At 70.4% G+C, this 23,288-nt stretch carries 18 protein-coding genes and 2 tRNA genes; 13 read left to right on the plus strand and 7 right to left on the minus strand.

Annotation, left to right across the window (positions count from 1 at the left end; translation table 11 throughout):
* Positions 1 to 73: 73 nt before the first annotated feature.
* Both ACP4J3_RS46275 and ACP4J3_RS46280 read right to left on the minus strand, forming a co-directional pair.
* Positions 74 to 634, minus strand: a complete 561-nt coding sequence (locus tag ACP4J3_RS46275; protein WP_426543502.1) for a CGNR zinc finger domain-containing protein — start codon at positions 632 to 634, stop codon at positions 74 to 76.
* Between the two features lie 337 nt (positions 635 to 971).
* Positions 972 to 1,385 (minus strand): SsgA family sporulation/cell division regulator, encoded by a 414-nt coding sequence (locus ACP4J3_RS46280; RefSeq protein ID WP_004002642.1) that lies wholly within the window; start codon positions 1,383 to 1,385, stop codon positions 972 to 974.
* A gap of 191 nt (positions 1,386 to 1,576) precedes the next feature.
* On the opposite strand from ACP4J3_RS46280, the gene ACP4J3_RS46285 reads away from it, so the two are divergent.
* The 7 genes from ACP4J3_RS46285 to ACP4J3_RS46315 all read left to right on the plus strand — a co-directional run bounded on the left by ACP4J3_RS46285 (position 1,577) and on the right by ACP4J3_RS46315 (position 9,261).
* Positions 1,577 to 2,032 (plus strand): TIGR02611 family protein, encoded by a 456-nt coding sequence (locus ACP4J3_RS46285; protein ID WP_426543504.1) that lies wholly within the window; start codon positions 1,577 to 1,579, stop codon positions 2,030 to 2,032.
* A gap of 88 nt (positions 2,033 to 2,120) precedes the next feature.
* Positions 2,121 to 2,192, plus strand: a tRNA-Val gene (locus tag ACP4J3_RS46290).
* 392 nt (positions 2,193 to 2,584) lie between these two features.
* Complete coding sequence (locus tag ACP4J3_RS46295) at positions 2,585 to 3,874, plus strand: ABC transporter substrate-binding protein (protein WP_426543506.1); 1,290 nt, start codon at positions 2,585 to 2,587, stop codon at positions 3,872 to 3,874.
* Positions 3,874 to 4,872 carry a carbohydrate ABC transporter permease gene (locus ACP4J3_RS46300; protein WP_426543508.1) on the plus strand — a complete coding sequence of 333 codons (999 nt, stop codon included), beginning with the start codon at positions 3,874 to 3,876 and terminating at the stop codon, positions 4,870 to 4,872. Before ACP4J3_RS46295 ends, ACP4J3_RS46300 begins: the two co-directional genes overlap by 1 nt.
* Positions 4,872 to 5,753, plus strand: a complete 882-nt coding sequence (locus ACP4J3_RS46305; RefSeq protein WP_426543510.1) for a carbohydrate ABC transporter permease — start codon at positions 4,872 to 4,874, stop codon at positions 5,751 to 5,753. The genes ACP4J3_RS46300 and ACP4J3_RS46305 overlap by 1 nt, the downstream gene beginning before the upstream one ends.
* A 12-nt stretch (positions 5,754 to 5,765) precedes the next feature.
* Positions 5,766 to 6,365 (plus strand): hypothetical protein, encoded by a 600-nt coding sequence (locus tag ACP4J3_RS46310; protein ID WP_426543512.1) that lies wholly within the window; start codon positions 5,766 to 5,768, stop codon positions 6,363 to 6,365.
* A 154-nt stretch (positions 6,366 to 6,519) separates the two neighbouring features.
* On the plus strand, positions 6,520 to 9,261 hold the full coding sequence (locus ACP4J3_RS46315; RefSeq protein WP_426543514.1) for a Tat pathway signal sequence domain protein: 2,742 nt from the start codon (positions 6,520 to 6,522) through the stop codon (positions 9,259 to 9,261).
* Between the two features lie 77 nt (positions 9,262 to 9,338).
* On the opposite strand, the gene ACP4J3_RS46320 is transcribed toward ACP4J3_RS46315, so the two are convergent.
* Positions 9,339 to 11,969, minus strand: a complete 2,631-nt coding sequence (locus ACP4J3_RS46320) for an SCO7613 C-terminal domain-containing membrane protein (RefSeq protein WP_426543516.1) — start codon at positions 11,967 to 11,969, stop codon at positions 9,339 to 9,341.
* Between the two features lie 101 nt (positions 11,970 to 12,070).
* Between ACP4J3_RS46320 and ACP4J3_RS46325 the strand changes: the two genes are divergently transcribed.
* A complete protein-coding gene (locus ACP4J3_RS46325; RefSeq protein ID WP_426543518.1) occupies positions 12,071 to 12,529 on the plus strand; it encodes an SRPBCC family protein in 459 nt (152 codons plus the stop codon).
* Positions 12,530 to 12,568: 39 nt separating this feature from the next.
* A tRNA-Val gene (locus tag ACP4J3_RS46330) sits at positions 12,569 to 12,640 on the plus strand.
* 85 nt (positions 12,641 to 12,725) lie between these two features.
* Here ACP4J3_RS46330 and ACP4J3_RS46335 read toward each other — a convergent pair.
* Entirely contained in the window at positions 12,726 to 13,451 is a 726-nt protein-coding gene (locus tag ACP4J3_RS46335; protein WP_426543520.1) for a 3'-5' exonuclease, read from the minus strand.
* A gap of 167 nt (positions 13,452 to 13,618) precedes the next feature.
* On the opposite strand from ACP4J3_RS46335, the gene ACP4J3_RS46340 reads away from it, so the two are divergent.
* From ACP4J3_RS46340 to thrS, 3 genes are all read left to right on the plus strand, one after another.
* Positions 13,619 to 14,185, plus strand: a complete 567-nt coding sequence (locus ACP4J3_RS46340) for a DUF4365 domain-containing protein (RefSeq protein WP_426543522.1) — start codon at positions 13,619 to 13,621, stop codon at positions 14,183 to 14,185.
* Positions 14,182 to 15,411, plus strand: coding sequence for a hypothetical protein (locus ACP4J3_RS46345; RefSeq protein ID WP_426543524.1), 1,230 nt, complete (start codon positions 14,182 to 14,184; stop codon positions 15,409 to 15,411). The genes ACP4J3_RS46340 and ACP4J3_RS46345 overlap by 4 nt, the downstream gene beginning before the upstream one ends.
* 291 nt (positions 15,412 to 15,702) lie before the next feature.
* Positions 15,703 to 17,679, plus strand: a complete 1,977-nt coding sequence (thrS, locus tag ACP4J3_RS46350) for a threonine--tRNA ligase (RefSeq protein WP_426543526.1) — start codon at positions 15,703 to 15,705, stop codon at positions 17,677 to 17,679.
* Positions 17,680 to 17,708: 29 nt separating this feature from the next.
* Here thrS and ACP4J3_RS46355 read toward each other — a convergent pair whose 3' ends face one another.
* Positions 17,709 to 18,368, minus strand: coding sequence for a potassium channel family protein (locus ACP4J3_RS46355; RefSeq protein ID WP_426543528.1), 660 nt, complete (start codon positions 18,366 to 18,368; stop codon positions 17,709 to 17,711).
* Positions 18,369 to 18,446: 78 nt separating this feature from the next.
* Between ACP4J3_RS46355 and ACP4J3_RS46360 the strand changes: the two genes are divergently transcribed.
* Positions 18,447 to 18,995, plus strand: a complete 549-nt coding sequence (locus ACP4J3_RS46360) for an HIT family protein (RefSeq protein WP_426543530.1) — start codon at positions 18,447 to 18,449, stop codon at positions 18,993 to 18,995.
* A gap of 138 nt (positions 18,996 to 19,133) precedes the next feature.
* Here ACP4J3_RS46360 and ACP4J3_RS46365 read toward each other — a convergent pair whose 3' ends face one another.
* Both ACP4J3_RS46365 and ACP4J3_RS46370 read right to left on the minus strand, forming a co-directional pair.
* Complete coding sequence (locus tag ACP4J3_RS46365) at positions 19,134 to 20,795, minus strand: hypothetical protein (protein WP_426543532.1); 1,662 nt, start codon at positions 20,793 to 20,795, stop codon at positions 19,134 to 19,136.
* A 202-nt stretch (positions 20,796 to 20,997) separates the two neighbouring features.
* On the minus strand, positions 20,998 to 23,196 hold the full coding sequence (locus ACP4J3_RS46370) for an elongation factor G-like protein EF-G2 (RefSeq protein ID WP_426543534.1): 2,199 nt from the start codon (positions 23,194 to 23,196) through the stop codon (positions 20,998 to 21,000).
* Positions 23,197 to 23,288: the final 92 nt, after the last annotated feature.

Here is a 23,288-nt window from a genome sequence, read left to right on the forward strand (position 1 = left end):
GGTCCGCTACGAAGCGACCGTGCTGGTCGCAGCCATCAACGAGTGGCTGTGACCAGCACTTTCACAACAGGCCCTAGCCGGCCGCTTCCTTGCGGCGGGCCCGGTAGGCGGCCACATGCAGACGGTTTCCGCAGGTGCGGCTGTCGCAGTAGCGCCGCGAACGGTTGCGGGAGAGATCCACGAAGGCGTGCCGGCAGTCCGGCGCCTCACAGCGCCGCAGCCGCTCCTGCTCCCCGGCCACCACGAAGAAGGCCAGGGCCATACCGCAGTCCGCCGCCAGATGGTCGGCGACGGAGGCGCCTGGGGCGAAGTAGTGCACATGCCAGTCGTAGCCGCCGTGGTCCGTGAGCTGCGGCGTGGTGCCCGCGGCGGCGACCAGCTCGTTGATCAGACTCGCGGCGGCCCGGGCGTCCGGCGCCGAGAAGACCGCGGCGAACCGCCCGCGCACCTTGCGCACCGCCGACAGATCGAACTCCGACAGCACCCCGACATCGCTGATTTCGTGCTTTCGTACGAACTCCTTGAGCGCCGCGACATCCGGCAGCCCCTCCGGCGTCCCGTCGTCCTCCGGTGCGGTGTTCACCAGATCCACCACGGCATCGAGAGCACACCGGGTGTCATGGGTGATCAGCACGTTTCGCTCCCTGGCCTGGAGGGGTCGGGCGCGGTGCCCGCCGATGCTGGCCGATGGTAGTGGCTCGCGAAGCCCGCACAGGGGCCGCGCTCGCACATTGCTGCGATTACAACGCCGCAGGGGTGCCGACGGTTCCCGCCCGGGGCTGGTTCTCTCGACGGCCCTCGCCGCAGCCCTCCTCGCAGCCCCTGTCGCACCACGAGCCCCGTCACCCACACGCAACACCAACGCCGCCCCCGCGGAGCGGAGACGGCGCTGCTGTGTGCCGTATGCGGTTGTCTTGGCCCGAGCCGTCTCCCCGAGTCGACGGCGCCGGGCGGCTTCGTGGGACCTCGCCCTAACTTTCCGCCAGGATGTGAGAGAGCTCCTGATCGAGATCGAAATGCCGATGCTCCGTGCCGGGGGGCACGGCGGCGTCCGTCCGCTTCAGGAACGACTCCAGAGCCCGTGCGGGCGCCTCGAGCAGCGCCTCGCCCTCCGGGGAGCTCAGGGCGATGCAGACGACGCCCTGACCATGACTGCGCGACGGCCAGACGCGGACGTCGCCGGTGCCGGTGGGCCGGTGCAGGCCCTCCGCGAGGAGGTCGCGGGCGAACACCCACTCGACGGTCTCCTCGGCTCCGGTGTGGAAGGTGGCGTGCACGGCGTAGGGGTCGGCCGTGTCGTACCGCAGGCCTGCGGGGACAGGCAGGGAGGACTCGCTCGACACAACGAGGCGCAGGTGCAGCTCGCAGCTGACCGTGGTGTTCATAAGCGCCAGGGCCTTTCGCTCAGTGTGCGCTCGGGGATTCGCACGTCGGCGAAATCGACATGCCACCTACGGTGCCGTTGTAAACCCCTCTGAGTGTTTTGCGTGGCTTTACGTAACTCTTCCGGCCGAGAACCCGTTCGCGAGGTAGGACCATTCCGGTGACTCGTTTCCCTCCGGTAGGGTCTGGCCGTATGAATACGGGGAGTAACGAGCCGGGCGGGGTTGCCGTGGCGACTGACGAGACTGAAGTGGACGGTGTGAACCGCGACGAGCAGGGCCTGGGCTCGAGAGCGCCGGAGTTCATCAAGGCGCGCAGGGTGCTGCACCTGAGCTGGCAGGTGGGCGTGTTCATCATCGGTCTGGCGATAGTGATCGCCGGCATCATCATGCTGCCGTTGCCCGGTCCCGGCTGGGTCGTGATCTTCGGCGGCATGGCCGTCTGGGCGACCGAGTTCGTCTGGGCCCAGCTCGTGCTGCGCTGGACCAAACGCAAGGTCACCGAGGCGGCCCAGAAGGCGCTCGATCCGAAGGTGCGGCGCCGCAACATCATCCTGACGTCGATCGGCCTCGTGATCGTCGGTGTGCTCGTCGGGATCTATCTGTGGAAGTTCGGCATCGTCATGCCCTGGAAGATCAAGGACCAGTGATCCGCGCGGGGGGTGCGGACGTCGGCCGGTACGGGTTCGCGCTGGTCACACGCACCCCCTGACATGGGGTAATGTTCTTCCTGCGCCCGGGCGATTAGCTCAGCGGGAGAGCGCTTCGTTCACACCGAAGAGGTCACTGGTTCGAACCCAGTATCGCCCACCCGGATCCGGCGGCCCGTCTGCGACAGTGCGGACGGGCCGTCGGCGTTTCCACCTCTGACGCCTCGGGCGGCGGTGCCCGTGCGGTCCCGGCCCGTTCAAGGTCACGCCCCGTCAGCTCGCCCGCCGTCGGGCGGCTTTCGGTCGACCGATGTCCGCGCATCGGTGCCCGCTCCCCGTTCGATCCATCGGCCGGACGCCCCTCACCTGCGAGATCGCACCGCCGACCCGGTCGGTCCGCTCTGATGCGCCGTCAACTCGCCGCGCAGGCCCACAAGAAATTCCTGTCCGAATCATTGACGCACCCCGAGGCCCTCCGTAACTTGTGCCAGCAAGCGCTTACTTGAAACGATTCATGCAGGCGGCATCGACGCTGCGGGGAGGGGCCCGACTGTGGGTACCAACAGGAATGTCGACAGGCGCACGATCCTGAAGGCGGCCGGCGCCACGGCCGCCACGCTCGGGCTGGCCTCGACCACGGCCTGCGGGGGTGACGGGGGCACCTCCGCCGACGGGACGGTGACGATCCGTTACGCATGGTGGGGCGCCGAGGACCGCGCCCAGCGGATCAACAAGACCATCGACCTCTTCCACAAGAAGTACCCGAAGATCAAGGTCAAGACAGACTTTCAGCCGTACACGGACTTCTGGAAGAAGTTCAACACCCAGGCCTCCGGAGGGAATCCGCCGGACGTCTTCCAGAATGCCATTGGATTCCTGCGCAAATACGACGCGAAGAATGTGCTGCTCGATCTCAGCGAGCAGGTCAAGGCCGGCAACCTCTCCATGGACGGATTCCGCGCGGGCCTGGAGAAGTTCGGCGAGATCGACGGAAAGCTCCTCGGCGTCCCGGTCGGCTCCAACTCCATGGCCCTCGTCATCGACAAGCCCGTCTACACCAAGGCCGGCGTGACGCCGGAGCAGGGCTGGACCTGGGACGACTACCACGCGGCGATGCGGAAGATCCGCGACAAGGCGGGACGCGCCGGCGACACCGGCCCGTACAACGTCATGTACCTCTATGACCTCTATCTGCGCCAGAACGGCAAGGCGTTCTTCACCGAGGACGGACTCGGCTTCACCGAGGCGGATCTGACGGACTGGTGGACGAAGGCCGAGAAGAGCGTGGAGGAGGGGCTCTACGCCGACCAGAAGAAGGTCATCCAGATCAAGCCCAAGTCAGCGGTCTCCGGGGAGATCGCCGCCGGCGAGTTCACCTGGGACAACTTCACCATCCGCTACACCGCCGAGGGCAAGAGCGAGTACGGCCTGGCCCCCATCCCGACCACCGACGGCAAGAAGACCGGCCAGTACCTCGGCTCCCTGATGCTCAGCGCCTCCAAGCGCACCGAGCACCCGAAGGAGGTCGCCCAGTTCATCGACTTCATGGTGCACGACCCCGAGGTCGCCAAGATCATGGGCTACGACCGGGGGGTGCCGGCCACGCAGGCGCAGTTCGACGCGTTCGAGCCGACGGACGAGGTCAACAAGGCGATCGCCGCCTACGAGACGTCCCTCGTCGAGGCGGGGGTCCTCGAACCGATCACCCCGCATCCGGCCGGCGCGGACATCTGCGAGGCCGCCTTCCTGCGCATCGGTGAGGAACTGGGCCTGGGCAAGCGCTCGGTCGGTGACGCCGTCAAGCAGTTCTTCACCGAGTCGAAGACGGCACTCGCGGGCTGATGGGAACCACCGTGACACACGCCCCTGCGATGGAGGGCCTGGCCAAGGACTCCGAGCCGCGGCACGGTCCGGTGGGGCCCGAGCGACCCGCCGCCCTCAAGCGGCGGGTCCGCCGGGAGAACCTGGCCGGCTATCTCTTCATGTCCCCCTGGATCGCCGGGTTCCTGCTGCTCACAGCGGGTCCGATGGTCGCCTCGCTCTACTTCGCCTTCACCGACTACAACCTCTTCGACGCGCCCCAGTGGATCGGCCTCGACAACTTCTCCGAGATGTTCGGCGACCCGCGCTGGCGCCACTCGGTGCGGGTGACGCTCTGGTACGTCGTCGTCGGCACGCCGCTCAAGCTGCTCGCGGCGCTGGGCGTCGCCCTGCTGCTGGCGCAGAAGCGGCGCGGGCAGGCGTTCTACCGGGCCGCCTTCTACGCCCCTTCGCTGATCGGTGCGAGCGTCTCCGTCGCGATCGTGTGGAAGGCGATCTTCTCGGACGACGCGATCGTCGACCGCACCCAGAAGATCTTCGGGATCGACGTCGGCGGCTGGACCGGTGACCCGGACCTGATCATCTACAGCCTGGTGGCGCTCACGGTCTGGCAGTTCGGCGCCCCGATGGTGATCTTCCTCGCCGGACTCAAGCAGGTCCCGCGGGAGCTGTACGAGGCGGCCGAGGTCGACGGGGCCGGCAAGCTGCGGCGGTTCTGGAACATCACCCTGCCGATGATCTCCCCCGTCCTCTTCTTCAACGTCCTGCTGGAGACCATCCACTCCTTCCAGATCTTCAGCTCGGCGTACATCGTCGGCGGTGGCGCCGGAGGCAACGCCTGCGGTCCGGCCGACGGATCGATGGTCTACACCTGCTATCTGTACGTCCAGGGCTTCGAGAACAGCCGGATGGGCCTGGCCTCCGCCATGGCCTGGATGCTGCTCGTCGCGGTCGCCCTGGTGACGGCGGTGCTGTTCTGGTCCCAGAAGCGCTGGGTGCACTACGAGGAGGGCGCCTGATGAGCACCCACGATCTCTCGACCGCGCGGGCGTCGGGGGCGCTGCGCCGCAGGCTGCCCGGTTCCCTCGCCTGGCACATCGGGTCGCTGGTGATCCTCGCGGTGATCCTCTACCCGGTGATCTGGGTCATCGGCGGCTCCTTCAAGAAGAGCGAGGACATCGTCGGCAGCCTGGACCTGTTCCCGGGCGACCCGGTCCTGGCCAACTACACGAGCCTGGCCGACGGCATCGCCGACATCTCCATCTCCACCTTCTTCTTCAACTCGCTCTTCCTCGCGGTCGGCTCGGTGATCGGGATCGTGGTGTCCTGCTCGCTGACCGCCTACGCCTTCGCGAGGATCCGGTTCGCGGGCCGGAATCTGCTGTTCACACTGATGATCGGCACGCTCCTGCTGCCGTACCACGTGCTGCTGATCCCGCAGTACGTGCTGTTCCGCAACATGGAGATGATCAACACCTACACCCCGCTGCTGCTGGGGAAGTACCTGGCCACGGAGGCGTTCTTCGTCTTCCTGATGGTGCAGTTCATGCGGAACCTGCCCAAGGAACTCGACGAGGCGGCCCGTCTCGACGGCTGCGGGCACTTGAGGATCTACTGGTCGATCATGCTGCCGCTGTGCCGGCCGGCCCTGATCACCAGCGCGATCTTCACCTTCATCAACTCCTGGAACGACTTCATGGGCCCGCTGATCTACCTCAACGAGCCCGACAAGTACACCGTCTCCCTCGGCCTGAAGATGTTCGTCGACCAGGAGGGCCTGGCGAACTACGGCGGCATGATCGCCATGTCGCTGGTCGCCCTGCTGCCGGTCCTCGCCTTCTTCATGGCCTTCCAGCGGTATCTGATCGACGGCATGGCGACGTCCGGACTGAAGGGCTGAGGGGCGGTCACGATGGCTGGGGCGCGGGTGAAGGCTCGTACGGCTCGTGGGGAGTCGGTGTTCGCCGAGCGGTTCGGCGTCTTCGCCGAGTGCCTGCTCACCGGGGTGTGGATCGCGGTGGCCTCGCTGGGGGTGGTCACCTACCCGGCCGCCTTCGCCGCCGGGGCCCGGCATCTGCGGCGCCGTATCGCCCATGAGGGCGGTGGCCTGCGGGAGTTCGTCGCCGACTTCCGGGCCGCGGTGCGCGGCGGGTGGGTCGTCGGGCTCGCCGGGTGGGCCGTGGCCGCCGCGGTCTGGGTGGACGTCCAGGCCGCGCGGGCCGGGATTCCCGGTGGGCCGCTCGTCGGGGCGATCGGGCTGTTCGCGCTGATCGGGGCCGTCGTGGCGCTGCTGCGGGCGGCGGCCTCCTGGACGCCGGACGCCGGTTGGCGGGCGCTGCTCGCGGGCGCCGGGCGGCGCACCGTGCTCGATCCCGCCGGGTCCTTCCTGATCATCGGAGGGCTGGCCGTCGTGGCCGCCTCCGCCTGGTTCTCCGCGCCGCTGGCGGTGCCCGTCCTCGGGGCCGTCGTGGCCGCGGCCGTCGCCGTGGAGGAGCGCTACCGGCACCGCTGAGCGGCGGTGCCCCCGCACCCAGCACGCAGTCGGCACCGCAGACGCGCGGTGCCCTCGCACCAGGTCGGCGCCCCGGGCGCCGTACCTCTCACTGTCATGCCCCTGACCGCTTGCAAGGAAGTTCTCCCGCACGGAAAGGAAAGGCTGCATCTCTATGTCTCCCATCCCTCGCAGGTCCCTCATCAAGGCGGCCGCGGTCGCCGGAGCCGCCGCGCAGTTCAGTTGGGCACTAGGGGCGAACGGCGCACAGGCCGCGCCGAGAGCCGAGGCGGCCGACGCCGATCCCGTGACCCTGGACTGGCTGGAGGACGGCGGCCTGGGCGCCGCACCCGGCTCCACCGTGGGTGTGCCGTGGCCGAAGGGCGCGTACGAGGCGGACCAGACGTTCGCGCTGACGGACGCGGACGGCAACGCCGTGCCCGTGCAGTCCTGGCCGATCGCCTACTGGCCGGACGGCTCGCTGAAGTGGACGGCCCACGCGGTGAGTTCGGGCGACGGCAAGCTCACCCTCGCCGCCGGTGAGGCCGCCGTACCCGCCAAGAAGGTCACCGTCGACAAGAGCGGCGGCACCATCGACGTCTCGACCGGCGTCATCACCGCGAGCATCGGCAAGTCCGGCGCCACGCTGATCAAGTCCGTCAGGCGCGGCTCCACCGAGATCGCCAGGAACGGCCGGCTCGTGCTGATCCGCCAGCCCGAGATCGAGGACGAGGACCAGGGCGCGGTCAGGACCGAGCGCTTCGAGGGGGCCATCTCGAAGGTCGACGTCGAGCAGGACGGCCCCGTCCGCGCGGTCGTCCGCATCGACGGCAAGCACCGCAAGGGCAGCCGGAGCTGGCTCCCCTTCTCCATCCGCCTCTACTTCTACGCGGGCGCCGACTCCTTCCGCATGGTGCACACCATCACCTACGACGGGAAGCAGGAGCCGGGCAAGGCCGGCGGCGACTTCATCCGCGGCCTCGGCATCCGCTTCACCGTGCCGATGCGCGACGAGGCCTACGACCGCCACATCCGCATCGGCGGCGAGGGCACCGGCCTGCTCCGCGAGGCCGTCAAGGGCATCACCGGACTGCGCCGAGACCCGGGCGCGGCCGTGCAGGCGGCCCAGTTCAAGGGCGAGAAGCTGCCCGACCCGTCCACCTGGGACCAGCGGGTGACGACCCGGCTCCAGTACATCCCCGAGTGGGGCGACTACACCCTCTCCCAGCTCTCCGCCGACGGCTTCACCCTGCGCAAGCGCACCAAGAAGGGCTACGGCTGGGTCGGCGCCGGCGGTGGCCGGCGGGCGTCCGGCTTCGGGTACGTCGGCGGCGCGAGCGGCGGGTTCTCCTTCGGCCTCAGGGACTTCTGGGAGAAGTTCCCCGCCCAGCTCGACATCCGCGACGCCCACACCGACGAGGCCGAGGTCACCATGTGGCTCTGGTCGCCCGAGGCCCAGCCCATGGACCTGCGCTTCTACCACGACGGCATGGGCCAGGACACCTACCCCGAGCAGCTCGAAGGCCTCAACATCACCTACGAGGACTACGAGCCCGGCTTCGGCACCCCCTACGGCATCGCCCGTACCTCCGAACTCCTCTTCTGGGCCAACGACTCGACCCCGAGCGCCGAGAAGCTCGCCGAACAGGTCGAGGCCGTACGCACCCCGCCGCAGCTCGCCGCCCCGCCCAAGCAGCTCATCAAGGCGGGCGTCTTCGGCGGACTGTTCGCCGAGCCCGACCGCTCCACGGACGCCAAGGCGAAGATCGAGGACCACCTCGACTTCCTCTTCACCTATTACAAGGACCAGGTGGAGATGCGCCGCTGGTACGGCTTCTGGGACTACGGCGACATCATGCACTCCTACGACGAGGCGCGGCACCAGTGGCGTTACGACGTCGGCGGCTACGCCTGGGACAACTCCGAGCTCTCGCCGGACCTGTGGCTGTGGTTCGCCTACCTGCGCTCCGGCCGCGCCGACATCTACCGCTTCGCCGAGGCCATGACCCGGCACACCGGCGAGGTCGACGTCTACCACCTCGGCAAGTGGGCCGGGCTCGGCACCCGGCACGGCGTCCAGCACTACGCGGACAGCGCCAAGCAGCAGCGCATCGCCAACACCACGTACCGCCGCTACTTCTACTTCCTCACCGCCGACGAACGCGTCGGCGACCTCATGCACGCCAACGTCGACTCCGACGAGACCTTCCTCGTCCTCGACCCCATCCGCAAGATCCGCACCGAGCCGTACGAGCCGGACCGCAACGCCCTCTCCATCGGCTTCGGCACCGACTGGAGCGGACTGGTCTCCGCCTGGCTCACCGAGTGGGAGCGGCGCGGACCCAAGTGGGAGAAGGCCAAGGCCAGGGTCCTGTCCACGATGGAGACCATCGCCGCCCAGCCCAACGGCTTCGTCCAGGGCAACGCACTGTACGACCTCGACACCGGGAAGTTCGCCATCGACAAGGAGCCCAAGGTCGGCGTATCGCACCTGTCGGCGATGTTCGGCCTGGTCGAGCTGTGCGCCGAGCTGATCGACCAGGTCGACATGCCGAAGTTCAAGGAGGCCTGGCTGGACTACTGCCGCTACTACAACGCCAGCAAGGCCGAACAGGCCGCGCGCTACGGCTCCAACTTCGGCACGCTGCTGCTCTTCCAGGGCCACTCGCGCCAGGACGCGTACGCCGCCGTGCAGTTGGGCGACGACGCGCTGGCCGCGCGGGCGTGGCAGCAGTTCTACAACAGCCGGGACACCTGGGACTACAAGGAGTCCACGGACTGGTCCACGAAGAAGATCGAGGGGCCGACCGCGCTGGTCCCCGGGAGCGAGGCGTCGTGGGTGTCCACGAACGCGACCGCGCTGTATGGGTTGGCCGCGATTCAGAACTTGGCGCTGGTGGGCGACAAGATGCCGTGATGTTTCGCCGGGGGCGGAGGGGAACTGCGGGTCCGTGGTGGCTGGTCGCGCAGTTCCCCGCGCCCCTTTGGGGCGCGTCAGCTCATCCTTCCCAGAACGTCCCGCATGCGCCGGACGTCCCGCAGGCGCTGCTCGTACGTCGCCCCCAGTGCGAGCAGGAGGAGTCCGGCCAGGGCGGGCGGCACCCAGCGGGGGAGGGCGTCGGTCACCTGGGCGATGTACGGGGCGAGTTCGTGCAGGGCGTCCAGGGCGAGCGCCGAGGCGCCGATCAGCAGCGGTGCCTGGAGGTGGTGCCGGGCGCCCAGCAGGGTGATCGCCAGGGCGGCGAGGCCCAGCAGCAGGGGGCGCGTCCAGTGCACGTCGCCCCAGGCCGCGAGGAGGCTCGGCACGAGGGTGGCGGCGAGTCCGGGGCCGTACGCCGTCCAGGACGAGACCTGCGGATCGCGGCGCCTGCGCAGGGCGCCGACCAGCAGCGCCGGGACGGTGACCGGCAGGGTGTACGCCTCGGGCATTCCGACGTCCCAGGCCGCCAGGCGTACCCACGTGGCCAGCACGAAGAGCGCGGCGGAGGCGTAGCCGACGGGGCGGCGGTCCGGGCGGATCGCCGTACCGGCGGTGATCACCCCGCACAGCGCCAGGACCAGGGCGAGCATCGGCAGGTCGGCCGTGGCCGCGGCCAGTCCGACGGCGAGCAGCGCGGCGAACGCGCCCGCCACCTCGACCGGCACCGCAGCCCGCGCGTCACCGAGCCGTGCCGCGAGCAACGCCGCCGCCACCGGGACCGCCAGGACCAGCAGGGCGGTGTACTGCGGCGCCCAACCTGCCGCAGCACCGGTCGCGCAGGCGAGCGCGGTGGCGTACGCGAGCGCGGCCGGGGCCGTGAACGGCGTGAGGTGCCGCTTCCAGGAGGCCGCCGCGAACAGTGCCGTGAGAGCGGAGAGCACGGCGAGGGTCGCGGGCTCGGTGGACAGGGAGAGGAAGGCGAGGGGGAGGGAGGTGAGGAGGGCGAGGACGGTGGCCGTCGAGCGCGGGGTGGGGAAGCCGACGGGGGCGGAGGGTGCCGAGGGCTCCTGGGCGGCCGTCGAGGGCTCCGCCGCAGCCGCCGAGAGCCCCTCCGACGTCGCTGAGGGCTTCGCCGTGGCTGTCGCGGATTCCTCCGATGCCGTTGAGGGCTTCGCCGTGGCCGTCGAAGATTCCTCCCACGTCGCTGAGGGCTCCGCCGCAGCCGCCACGGACTCCTCCGACGCCACGGATGGCTCCACCGTCGCCGTACCCGGCCCCACGTGCTTGACCGGCGGAAGCCACGCGGCCGTCGCCAGCGCCCCGGCCGTCGTCACCCCGAGGGCCACCAGCCCCACGGCATACGGGACTTCGAGCACCGCCGGAAGGACCAGCGCCGTCGCCCACGCCGGCAGCAGCGCGCCAGTCAGGGCTCGGGGGCGCCACGCCGCGTCCCGCATCGCGACGAGCAGGACCGCGGCGACGATCGCCAGGACGACCGGCACCGTCTCCGCGTTCGGCGGCCACGACGCGTAGACCGTCACCGCCTGACGCACGTCGCCCGGCGCCCCGGACCACACCCGCTCCATCCACGCGACCGGACCCAGCAGGGCGATCCCCACCAGCGGCAGCGTCCACAGCACGGCGAGCCCCTGTACGGCGACGGAGGCCCGGGTCAGCCCGCCGCGTACTGTCTCCGGCAGCCGGTCCACCCGTACCGTCGCGAGCAGCGCGATCCCGCACGCCAGATACGCCGGAACCGTCCACGCCTCCGGCAGCGCGGAGCGGGCCGTGCCGCCGAGCGCGGCGACCGTGAGGAGGCCGGCGGTGACGGCGAGGCCGCCCGCCTGCTGCTCGGCGACCCGCTGCCAGGCCGCCGTCAGCGCGATGCCCGCCGCGAAGAGGAGGAGCGCCGCCGCACGGGCGGCGGCGCTCGGGCCGGTGGCCGTCCATGACAGCCAACCGGCGGCCCATACGCCCCAGGCGCCCATGCCGTACGCACCGATCGCGGCGGTGATCCGTACGGACCCGGCGGGCACCCGGAGCGCCACACCCGTGTCGAACCCGGCCGTCACCAGCACGGCGGCCGTGATCCCGAACAGGCCGGCGTCGGCCGCCACCGCCCAGAGGGTGAGCGGGAGTTGGGCGGCGACCAGCGCGGCGGGCAGCGGCAGACGCAGCTTTGAGGTGCGCGGCAGCAGGCCGTACGCCGTCCACAGCGCCGCCAGTACCGCCGATGCGGCGGCGGCGTAGCCGGTGGCGTCCACGTCGGGCAGGCCGACCTCGTGCAGCGCGTACGCGTCGAGCACGGTCAGCGCGAGCCCGAGCCCGGCCACCGACCCGGCTGTCGACCGCAGGCCCCGCTTCAGCAGCGGCACCGGCGCGGCCAGCACCGCCACCGTGGCCCCGCCGAGCACCAGGGCCCGCCCGGCGATCCCCAGGTGACCCCAGCCGACCAGCGTGAACGCCATCGCGGCGATGGTCAGCAGAACTCCGCCGAGTGCGAGCAGGACGTTCTGGACCCGGGGCGCCGAGGCCTCGGGGCGCGGCGGTGCGACGGGGGCCGGGGCCGACGGGGGCGTCGCCGCTTGCAGCGCGGTGACCAGCCAGGCCCGACGGTGCAGCAACTGGGCCCGGCGGGCGTCCAGTTGGCGCAGCTCGAAGTCGAGGAGCCGCAACTCCTCGGCCGGTGGCGGAATGTGCGTCATGGCAGAAGTGTGGTCCGCGTCACGTCGTACGGCATGAGTGCGCGTACTCAGAACGTACTCAGATGCGGGGGAAACCCACCGCACACGGGCAGACTCGGCGCATGGACTGGAGCCACTACCGCTTCCGCACCCGGTGGGCCCTGCCCGCACCGCCCACCGCCGTGTACGACGTGCTGGAACAGGCCGAGGACTACCCCCGGTGGTGGCCCCAGGTGCGCGAGGTGAACCGGATCGACGACACCAGCGGCGTGATCACGATCCGCTCCGCCCTGCCGTACGACATGGTCTTCGTCGCGCGTGCGGTGCGGCGGGACCGGGAGGCCGGAGTGCTGGAGATCGCCATGTCCGGGGACTTCGACGGCTGGGCGCGCTGGACCATCACCCCGCGCGGCCCCGGCAGCCTCGTCCGGTACGACCAGGAGGTCGATGTGAACAAGCCGCTGCTGCGGCGGTTCGCGGTGCCGGGGAGGCCGGTCTTCCGGGCCAACCACTGGCTGATGATGCGCGCCGGGCGGCGGGGCCTGCTGGCCCACCTGGCCGGTGGTCATCAAGCGGTTTGAAGGAAACGCGCGGGGACCTGTATTGTTCAGTGCGTTCCCGGGCGATTAGCTCAGTGGGAGAGCGCTTCGTTCACACCGAAGAGGTCACTGGTTCGAACCCAGTATCGCCCACCGGGAGAAGGCCGGTCCGTCCGATGCGGACCGGCTTTTTTCGTTGCTCAGGCCTTGCTCAGCGTTGCTCCGGCTTTTTCGTCGCTCACGCCGCCGCCGGCAGATCCGGGCGCAGTGGCCACGCCGGGTCCACCGCCTCCTCGCTGCCGCTGCGCGCGAACCACGCCTGCAGACCGCGCGCCTGTGCCGCGTGCCACACCGCCTGGAGCGTGTGCAGCTCGGCCGGGGACAGCCGCTCCAGACGGGCCGCGAAACGGCGCCCCACCGCCCGTACGACCTCCAGCGAGGCCAGTGCGTCGGCCGCCGCGTCGTGCGCGCCGTCCAGCGTGACGCCGTAGTGCGCGCACAGGTCGGTCAGGGTGCGGCGGCCCTTGCGGTAGCGGTCCAGATGCTTGTCCAGGACGCGCGGGTCGAGCACCAGCAGCGGCGCCCGCTCGAACCAGTGGCCCAGGGACGACGCGCGATGCCGGCGCAACTCGCGGTCCAGCAGCGTCAGATCGAACGGTGCGTTCATCACCACTATGGGCCGGCCCGCCGCGGCCTGCCCGGACAGTTCCTCCGCCATCTCCTGCATCACCGGCGCCGGCCAGCGGCCGTTGCGCTGGAGATGATCCTCCGTCAGTCCGTGCACCGCCGTCGCCGCCTCGGGCACCGGAACACCCGGGTTCACCAGCCACCGGGTCACCCGCGGCCGGGTGCCCGGGGCGTCCTGGACGACGACGGCCGCCGAAACGATCCGGTCGGTCTCGACGTCCACGCCTGTCGTCTCCGTGTCGAATGCCGCCAGCGGGCCCTCATACCAGCACGCCATACCTACACAACCCCTCGTTCACCCACGGCAGATGACGTACCGTCTTCTGCCCGTTTGGTGATACCCGGGCCGTTTGCGGCGTACGCCGGAAGGACACAACAGGAGTGCGGGTCCTTGCAGTTCAGCGACCCGGACGGGGATTCACTTGGCGTGGAAGGCTGTTCGTCATGGCGATAGCGCAGCCCGAGCGGGGCGGGCTGCTGCCCGAACGCACGGGCCCTCATCGCGGTTCACTCGCCACCACCGCCTGCATGGAGACACTGCAGGTGGGCTATCTGCACGCCGTCGCGGCGGCGGCCGGGTGCTCGCTGTCGCAGCCGTTCCCGGACAACGGCATCGACTGGCACGTCAGCCACAGCGCGCCCGGCCACACGGTCGACGACGAGGTCACCATCAAGGTGCAGCTCAAGGCGACGTACCAGATCCCGCCGAACCCGCCCGGCCGTTCCTTCTCCTTCACGCTCGACAACGACCACCTGGCGAAGCTCGCCCGCACCCCGGTGTCGGTGCACAAGATCCTGGTCGTGATGATCGTGCCCCGTTCGCGGGATCAGTGGCTGCGCGCCGGCCACGACCGGCTCGATCTGCGGCACTGCTGCTACTGGGTCAATCTGGCCGGACACCCGATCACCGGGCGGCGCCGCACCACCGTGCGGATACCGACCGCGCGCATCTTCGACGACCGGGCGCTCTGCGAGATCATGACGCGGGTCGGGACGGGAGGCAGACCATGACGCATCGCCCCCTGGAGGAACCACTACGACCGGTACGGCCGCACCCCGTCGACGCCTCCTGGGACCGTCCCCCCGAGCCCGGCGACGTCGACCCCGCCGTGCTCGGCGCCCTGCTGCGCCGGCACGGCTGGCAGCGGCGCGGGGGAGCGGCCGGCCGCTACGGCCGCTGGACCCCGCCCGGACCGGGCGGCAGCGGCACCAGCCTGCTCGTCCCCGAGTCCCGCGCCTTCCCCGACAGCGACGACCTGCTCGGCGAGGCGCTCCTCGCCCTGTCCCGCAGCGGCACGCCCTCCGCGCGCGAGGTGCTGGTCGGACTCGCCGTGCCCAGCGACGAGATCCGCTGGTGGCGGGACGCGCCGAGCGGGCCCGCGGGGGCCGCGCCCTGGACCGTCGAAGAGGAACTGCGCACCGCGGCCCGCCAGATGCTCCTCGCCGCCGCGCTCGCCACACGCGCGCGTGCCGGCTACTACGGCGCCCGGCACCGCCGCTCGGCCGCCGCGATGCTGGAGAACGTCCTCGTCGGCTCCGGCGCCGGCGGCCACCACCTCGCCGCCTTCGTGCCCGTCGGCACGGGCCGCCCGCTCGCCGTACGCCTCCACCAGGCCCTGTACGCCGCCCGCGAGGCCATCGACTACCAGCGCGCCACCGGCGGCATGGACGCCTTCGACGGCGCCGTCGAGGCGGGTGTCAGCCGCGAGCTCACCGAAGCGCTGGTGGCGTTGGTGCGTGGCACCGAGGGCGCGCGCGTCGCCGTCGAGTGGGCGCCGGCGGCCGGCGTGCCCGAGGACTGCGGGGCCGGTGTCGAGCCCGTCGAGTTCTCGCCGGGCGACCTGCCGGTGCTGCGCGAGGCCGCGGCGCGCTATCTGCGCGAGGAGCCGTCCGTGCCGGTCAGGCTCACCGGCGCGGTCGTACGGATGCGCAGGTCCGGGCCGCGCGGCGAGGGCACCGTACGGCTGCGGGTCATCGCCGGAGCCGAGGTGCCGCACGTCCGGCTGACCCTGGACGAGGAGTCGTACCGGATCGCCGGTCACGCCCACCTCGTCGGGCTGCCGGTGCGCGTGCACGGGAGGCTGGAGAGCCGGGGCGGCTTCCGCAAGATCACCGGGGCTTCCGGCGTCGTACCGGTCCAGGTGGACGAGGCCGAACGGGACCGGCTGATGAAGTCGCTCCAGGAGGATCTGGACTTCTTCGAGGAGGCGTGCGGCGGGGAGGACGCCGGGGACTGAGGGGGGCGGTTGCGGGGCTGGGCCTTGCAGCTGAGGTGTGGAAGGTCTGGCTCGGTCGCGGAGCCGGCTCCGGTTCGGCAGTGCCCTGAAGGGGCGCGGGGCTGTATCGATGTGCGGCTTCGCCGCGTGGGCGCGACCCGCCACGACGAACCCGCAGACGACCGCCGACCCATCGCGGCCCTCCCAGCGGAGCGTGACCGTTTCGCGGTCGACCGTCCGGGGTCGGTACGATCGCGTAATGCGCGCGCTCCTGGTATGGCGCCGCACCCCACCTTCAGTCAGGAGAGACCGGTGTCAGACGTCCGTGTGATCATCCAACGCGATTCCGAGCGGGAAGAGCGCGTGGTGACGACGGGCACTACGGCCGCCGACCTCTTCGCCGGCGAGCGCTCGATCATCGCCGCGCGCGTGGGCGGCGAGCTCAAGGACCTGTCGCATGTGCTCGCGGACGGCGAGGAGGTCGAGGGCGTCGAGATCTCCTCCGAGGACGGCCTGGGCATCCTGCGGCACTCCACCGCGCACGTCATGGCGCAGGCCGTGCAGGAGCTCTTCCCCGAGGCCAAGCTGGGCATCGGCCCGCCCGTCAAGGACGGCTTCTACTACGACTTCGATGTCGAGAAGCCGTTCACGCCCGAGGATCTCAAGGCCATCGAGAAGAAGATGCAGGAGATCCAGAAGCGGGGGCAGCGTTTCTCCCGCCGGGTCGTGACCGACGAGGCGGCGCGTGCGGAGCTGGCCTCCGAGCCCTACAAGCTGGAGCTGATCGGCCTCAAGGGCTCCGCCTCGTCCGACGACGGCGCGGACGTCGAGGTCGGCGCCGGTGAGCTGACGATCTACGACAACCTGGACGCCAAGACCGGCGACCTGTGCTGGAAGGACCTCTGCCGCGGTCCGCACCTGCCGTCGACCCGCGCGATCCCGGCGTTCAAGCTGATGCGCAACGCGGCCGCCTACTGGCGCGGCAGCGAGAAGAACCCGATGCTCCAGCGCATCTACGGCACCGCCTGGCCGTCCAAGGACGAGCTGAAGGCGTACCTGGACTTCCTCGCCGAGGCCGAGAAGCGCGACCACCGCAAGCTGGGCAACGAGCTCGACCTGTTCTCCGTCCCGGAGCAGATCGGCTCCGGTCTCGCGGTCTTCCACCCCAAGGGCGGCGTCGTCCGCCGCGTGATGGAGGACTACTCGCGCCGCCGGCACGAGGAGGAGGGCTACGAGTTCGTCTACACCCCGCACGCGACGAAGGGGAAGCTCTTCGAGACGTCGGGTCACCTGGACTGGTACGCCGAGGGCATGTACCCGCCCATGCAGCTCGACGAGGGCGTGGACTACTACCTGAAGCCCATGAACTGCCCGATGCACAACCTGATCTTCGACGCGCGCGGTCGTTCCTACCGTGAACTGCCGATGCGCCTCTTCGAGTTCGGGACCGTGTACCGGTACGAGAAGTCGGGCGTCGTGCACGGCCTCACGCGCGCGCGTGGCTTCACCCAGGACGACGCGCACATCTACTGCACGCGCGAGCAGATGTCGGAGGAGCTCGACAAGACGCTCACCTTCGTCCTCGGCCTGCTGCGCGACTACGGCCTGACCGACTTCTACCTCGAGCTGTCGACGAAGGACCCGGAGAAGTTCGTCGGCTCCGACGAGGTCTGGGAGGAGGCGACCGAGACGCTGCGCCAGGTCGCCGAGAAGCAGGGCCTGCCGCTGGTGCCGGACCCGGGCGGTGCCGCCTTCTACGGGCCGAAGATCTCCGTCCAGACCAAGGACGCCATCGGCCGCACCTGGCAGATGTCGACCATCCAGCTCGACTTCAACCTGCCGGAGCGCTTCGACCTGGAGTACACCTCCGCGGACGGCTCCAAGCAGCGCCCGGTCATGATCCACCGGGCCCTGTTCGGCTCCATCGAGCGGTTCTTCGCGGTGCTCCTGGAGCACTACGCGGGCGCCTTCCCGGCGTGGCTCGCCCCGGTCCAGGCGATCGGCATTCCGATCGGCGACGGGCACGTGGACTACCTGGAGAAGTTCGCCGCGGCCGCCAAGAGGAAGGGCCTGCGCGTCGAGGTCGACTCGTCCTCGGACCGGATGCAGAAGAAGATCCGCAACGCCCAGAAGCAGAAGGTGCCCTTCATGGTCATCGCGGGCGACGAGGACATGGCCAACAACGCCGTCTCCTTCCGCTACCGCGACGGCTCGCAGGAGAACGGCATCCCGTTCGACGAGGCCATCGCGAAGATCGCGAAGGTGGTCGAGGAGCGGACGCAGGTCTGACCGGGCCGTGACCGAGGCCCCCGGAAGGCTCAGCCTTCCGGGGGCCTCTTGTCGCCCTCGCGGGAGAAGATCTGCAGCAGCCAGGAGGAGAACGACCCCGTCACGGCGCCGAGCAGGGCCAGCCCGCCGGCCATCATCCCCATCGCGATCGCCCGGCCGCCTGCGGTCACCGGCGTGATGTCGCCGTAGCCGACCGTGCTGATGGTCGCGGCGGCCCACCACACCGCGTCCCCGAACGTTCGCATGGTGGTGCCGGGCGCCCCGCGCTCCTGCTGGAACACCGCGAGGGCGCCGGCGAAGCCGAGGAGCAGGGTCGACAGGCTCGCGTAGGCGATCACGCGGGCGTGCAGGGAGAGCCGGGGCGCCCCCTGCCGGTGCTGGATGGCGTCGTAGAGCGGCACGATCCGCAGCGGGCGCAGCAGCGGCAGGACGACCACGACCGTGTGCAGGAAGTGGGTCCTGACGAAGCGCGGGAAGCGCAGCCCGCTGAGGATCCAGCACACCATGTAGTCCGTGGCGAACAGCAGCCAGAGCGCGAGCAGCGTGAACCAGCACACGCCCCGCCAGCCCGGGGGCATGCTCACGGCAAGGACGCGGGCGGCATAGGTGGCCAGGAAGAGCAGCGAGGCGAAAAACAGCGGGATCTCGGTGCGCTGTTCCCAGCGGGTGTAAAGGCTGTCGTCGTCCACCGGCCAAGCTTGGCCGGTGCCCGTGGCCCGGCCGCCCCGGCGACACGCCGTGAACGGACGAAGCCATATGCTGCACGCATGACGAGTGAGCCGGAGCAGCAGTGGGGAGTGGGGATCCAGGACGCCTTCCAGCGCCTGTGGACGCCCCATCGGATGGCCTACATCCAGGGTGAGAACAAGCCGACCGGTCCTGGTGCGGACGACGGCTGCCCCTTCTGCTCGATCCCGGCCAAGTCCGACGAGGACGGGCTGGTCGTCAGGCGCGGTGAGCAGGTGTACGCGGTCCTCAATCTCTACCCGTACAACGGCGGCCACCTGATGGTCGTGCCCTACCGTCACGTCGCCGACTACACGGACCTCACCGAGCCGGAGACCATCGAGCTGGCCGCGCTGACCAAGCAGGCGATGACCGCGCTGCGCACCGCCTCCGGCGCCCACGGCTTCAACATCGGCATGAACCAGGGCACGGTCGCAGGCGCCGGCATCGCGGCCCACCTCCACCAGCACATCGTCCCGCGCTGGGGCGGCGACACGAACTTCATGCCGGTGGTGGGCCACACGCGGGTGCTGCCGCAGCTCCTGGCCGACACGAGGAAGATGCTGGCGGAGGCGTGGCCGACGGCGTGATCGGTCGGCCGACGGTGACACCGATCAGCCCGTCCGGCGTTTGAGGACGAGGCCGCTGAGGCCGAAGGGGGGGTCTGGGGGCACAGCCCCCAGGGCCGGCAACCCGGGCCCGCCCCACCCGGCTCAACCGCCGGAGGCCTACGCGTCGTAGACGTCGGCCTTCCGCGGCGTCGGATCCTGCACGGCCGTACTCAAGAACGCCGAGCGCGTGCCGAACTTCTCCGTATTCACGCCGTTCTCCTCCAGCACCTTGATCGCCGAGGCATGCACCACCCGCAGCACCGGCGTGGCGGCGCGCAGCGCGTCGTCGGCCATGAAGCGGTGCCGCCACGGCTGATCCGCCCACGCGTGCCGCAGTCCGAACGGCTCGGGCAGCCCGATCGTCCCGCCGAGCCAGTTGAGCAGCGGCGGATACCAGGAGATCGGGGCCCGGACCGCCAGCCGCACCACCTCGTCGCTGTTGACCAGCGGAAGCTTGATCTTGCGGGTCTCCCACGGCTTGAACGACTTGGTGACCTCCTTGGTCGGGGCCTCGGGCTTGTCGTGGAACAGCCCGTTCACCGGGCCGAGGGCGTGCCCGGTCACCTCGATGCGCAGCGTCTCGTGCAGCACGGTCACCGTGATCAGCATCGTGATGATCAACTGCCCGTCCCACAGTGTCCACTGCACGCCCAGGTAGTGCCGGTCACCGCTGCCGAACTGCTGCTTGTTGCAGATGTCCTGGATCGCGTGCGACTTCACCTGGTACGCCTCGACGTCCGTGCCCTCCGGACGGGACACCGCCTTGGCGCCCTCGGCGATCGGCGTGACCACCCAGTGCCGTATCGAGGGCTTCGGGAAGCCGCCGGTGTTCAGCGGGCCGCGCTCCAGCATCCGCAACTGGTCGTGGATCGAGCGGATCACGTCCCAGCTACGGAAGGGGTGGATCTCCCGGGTGGGGTCGGCGGGCACCAGGTCCTCGGCCAGTTGCCAGCTGCCCCAGCGCGTGCCCATGCCGAGTATCCCCTTGGGCCCGGCGTAGAACACGGAGTTGGACTGCTGTTCGGCGCTGAGCTTGGCCAGGGACTGGCGCAGTTGCTCGGCCTGGGTCTCGGTGGGGCTGGTCGGCACCGCCTCCGGCACCTTCGCGCCGACGCTGCTGCCGGCCAGCAGGCTGTCCCACCGCTCCCGCAGGTCCTTCGCGGTGCGCTCGCAGACCTGCTTGGCCCAGAACCAGCCGAGGACGGGCATGACGACCGAGGCTCGCGCATACCAGGCCCAGAAGCCGGTGAACGGCATGCGGATGAAGAAGATCACGGCGAGCGCGCCCGCGGCGACGAGCAGCACCGAGGCGAGCGCGCCGCCCCGCTTCTGGTCCCGCTTGGCGATCGTGGTGCGCAACTGGAAGACCAGCAGCCACAGCAGCAGGCCGGGCAGGAACAGCACGCCGCAGATCACCGTGATGGCGCTCAGCAGCCGGTCGCGGTCCTTGCGGATGTTGTTGGCGGCCAGGCAGTGCTCGACGACGACCTGCGGCTCGGTGCCGAAGGACTGGATCAGGGGCTTGCGGCCGCTGCCGAGCATGCGGTCGACCACGGCCCGCGAGTAGGCCTCACCCAGGTTGGGCCGGAAGATCTTGGCCCACTTGCGGCCTTCCTTGACATCGGTCTGATGCCATTCGTTGTCGGCCTTCTTGATGTCCTCGTAAGGGTTGTCGCGATAGGCCGCCGAGGCCAGCGCGAACGTCGCCGTCTGGCTCTCGCCCGCCACGCGAGGCACCTGCGGACCGAAGATGTCCGCGTAACCGCTCTCAACGGTCATTCCCGCCCCCGATCGCCGCACTGTCGCTTCTGCGGCCTTCCCGACTTCCGTACTGCGCACACCTGTTGATCAATGTTCAGAGTATCCCCAGGCACCGACAATCGTCGGCGGACGGCCAAAGCCGCCCGCCGACGCGGAGGGGAGCGTTCCGCAAGGGCCGTTCGGTGGCGCTCAGGGGCCACTTGGCGGCGCCCGGCGCCAACTACGAGGCGTCGCGCGCCTCTTCACGAATCCTTTCCGCGATCTGCGGCGGCATCGGTTCGTGCCGCGCGTAGGAACGGTTGAAGCGCGCGGTGCCGTGCGACAGCGAGCGCAGATCGACGGCGTACCGGCCGATCTCGATCTCGGGCACCTCGGCCTTGATCAGGGTGCGGCCACCGCTGGTCTGCTCGGTGCCGAGGACGCGGCCGCGCCGCCCGGACAGATCGCTCATCACGGCGCCGACGTAGTCGTCGCCCACGAGCACGGACACCTCGGCCACCGGCTCCAGCAGATGGATCTTCGCGTCGGCCGCCGCCTCGCGCAGCGCGAGCGCGCCCGCCGTCTGGAACGCGGCGTCGGAGGAGTCCACCGAGTGCGCCTTGCCGTCGAGCAGCGTGACCCGGATGTCGACGAGCGGATGACCGGCCGCGACACCCCGGGCCGCCTGGGCCCTGACGCCCTTCTCCACCGACGGGATGAACTGCCGGGGCACGGCGCCGCCGACCACCTTGTCCACGAACTCGATGCCCGAGCCGCCCGGCAGCGGCTCCACCTCGATCTCGCAGATCGCGTACTGCCCGTGGCCGCCGGACTGCTTCACATGCCGCCCGCGGCCCGCCGACTTGTCCGCGAACGTCTCCCGCAGCGAGACCTTGTGCGGCACGACGTCGACCTGGACGCCGTAGCGGCTGCGCAGCCGTTCCAGGGCGACGTCCGCGTGCGCCTCGCCCAGCGCCCACAGCACCACCTGGTGGGTGGACTGGTTCTGCTCCAGCCGCATCGTCGGATCCTCGGCGACCAGCCGGGCCAGGCCCTGCGACAGCTTGTCCTCGTCCGGCTTGCTGTGCGCCTGGATGGCCAGCGGCAGCAGCGGATCGGGCATCTGCCAGGGCTCCATCAGCAGCGGATCGTCCTTGGCCGAGAGCGTGTCGCCGGTCTCCGCGCGGCTGAGCTTCGCCACACACGCCAGGTCGCCGGCGATGCAGTGGCTGAGCGTGCGCTGCTGCTTGCCGAAGGGGGCCGAGAGGGCGCCGATCCGCTCGTCGACGTCGTGGTCCTCGTGCCCGCGGTCCTCCAGACCGTGCCCGGAGACGTGCACCGTCTCGTCGGGGCGCAGCGTGCCGGAGAAGACCCGTACCAGCGACACCCGGCCGACGTAGGGGTCGGACGCGGTCTTCACGACCTCCGCGACCAGCGGCCCGCCCGGATCGCACGGCTTGAGCTCGCGCGGTTTGCCGTCGATCGTGGTCACCGCCGGCGCCCGGCGCTCCAGCGGGGTCGGGAAGCCCCGCGTGATCAGCTCCAGCACCTCGACCGTGCCCAGGCCCTGGCGGGCTCCGTCGGTGGCGGGCGCCGCGGCCAGGACGGGGAAGAACGTGCCGCGCGCGACGGCCCGCTCCAGATCCTCGATCAGCGTCTTGACGTCGACCTGCTCACCGCCGAGATAGCGGTCCATGAGGGTCTCGTCCTCGCTCTCGGCGATGATCCCCTCGATCAGCCGGTTGCGGGCCTCCTCGATCCCGGGCACCTGGTCCTCGCCCGGCTCGGACTCCTTGCGCTCCCCGGTCGCGTACTCGAACAGCTTCTGCGACAGCAGCCCGATCAGACCGGTCACGGGCGCGTGCCCGTCCGCGCCCTGCGGGCCGTGCAGCGGCAGATACAGCGGGAGCACGGCGTCGGGGTCGTCCCCGCCGAACGCCTCCGCGCAGATCCGCGTCATCTCCTCGTAGTCGGCCCGCGCGGACTCCAGGTGGGTGACGACGATCGCGCGCGGCATGCCGACGGCCGCGCACTCCTCCCACACCATGCGGGTCGAGCCGTCCACGCCGTCCGAGGCGGAGACGACGAAAAGGGCCGCGTCCGCCGCTCGCAGACCGGCCCTCAGCTCCCCGACGAAGTCGGCGTACCCGGGGGTGTCCAGAAGGTTGACCTTGATGCCGTCCCATTCGACCGGCACCAGGGAGAGCTGCACCGAGCGTTGCTGCCGGTGCTCGATCTCGTCGTAGTCGGAGACCGTGCCGCCGTCCTCCACGCGGCCCGCCCGATTCACTGCCCCCGCGGTGAGCGCGAGAGCTTCCACCAACGTGGTCTTGCCCGATCCGGAGTGGCCGACCAGCACCACATTCCGTACGGACGCGGGGTGGTCGGCCGCTGTAGCCCTGCCGGCGGCTCCAGGGTGTGCGTTCGCCTTGTCGCCCATGATCCTGCCTCCCGTACACGGTGAGGTCACTGTGGGCGCGGACACGCGGATCCGCGTGCGATGGCGGCTCCGGTGACGCCCGCGGTCCTTCG

Origin of the sequence: Streptomyces sp. UG1, assembly GCF_049974585.1 — a bacterium.
GTDB lineage: Bacteria > Actinomycetota > Actinomycetes > Streptomycetales > Streptomycetaceae > Streptomyces.

Coding starts and splice junctions, on each gene's coding strand:
- ACP4J3_RS46280 (WP_004002642.1), bottom strand. CDS start 1,385: ATGAACACCACGGTCAGCTGCGAGCTGCACCTGCGCCTCGTTGTGTCG.
- ACP4J3_RS46285 (WP_426543504.1), top strand. CDS start 1,577: ATGAATACGGGGAGTAACGAGCCGGGCGGGGTTGCCGTGGCGACTGAC.
- ACP4J3_RS46300 (WP_426543508.1), top strand. CDS start 3,874: ATGGGAACCACCGTGACACACGCCCCTGCGATGGAGGGCCTGGCCAAG.
- ACP4J3_RS46305 (WP_426543510.1), top strand. CDS start 4,872: ATGAGCACCCACGATCTCTCGACCGCGCGGGCGTCGGGGGCGCTGCGC.
- ACP4J3_RS46310 (WP_426543512.1), top strand. CDS start 5,766: ATGGCTGGGGCGCGGGTGAAGGCTCGTACGGCTCGTGGGGAGTCGGTG.
- ACP4J3_RS46315 (WP_426543514.1), top strand. CDS start 6,520: ATGTCTCCCATCCCTCGCAGGTCCCTCATCAAGGCGGCCGCGGTCGCC.
- ACP4J3_RS46320 (WP_426543516.1), bottom strand. CDS start 11,969: ATGACGCACATTCCGCCACCGGCCGAGGAGTTGCGGCTCCTCGACTTC.
- ACP4J3_RS46325 (WP_426543518.1), top strand. CDS start 12,071: ATGGACTGGAGCCACTACCGCTTCCGCACCCGGTGGGCCCTGCCCGCA.
- ACP4J3_RS46335 (WP_426543520.1), bottom strand. CDS start 13,451: ATGGCGTGCTGGTATGAGGGCCCGCTGGCGGCATTCGACACGGAGACG.
- ACP4J3_RS46340 (WP_426543522.1), top strand. CDS start 13,619: ATGGCGATAGCGCAGCCCGAGCGGGGCGGGCTGCTGCCCGAACGCACG.
- ACP4J3_RS46345 (WP_426543524.1), top strand. CDS start 14,182: ATGACGCATCGCCCCCTGGAGGAACCACTACGACCGGTACGGCCGCAC.
- ACP4J3_RS46360 (WP_426543530.1), top strand. CDS start 18,447: ATGACGAGTGAGCCGGAGCAGCAGTGGGGAGTGGGGATCCAGGACGCC.
- ACP4J3_RS46365 (WP_426543532.1), bottom strand. CDS start 20,795: ATGACCGTTGAGAGCGGTTACGCGGACATCTTCGGTCCGCAGGTGCCT.
- ACP4J3_RS46370 (WP_426543534.1), bottom strand. CDS start 23,196: ATGGGCGACAAGGCGAACGCACACCCTGGAGCCGCCGGCAGGGCTACA.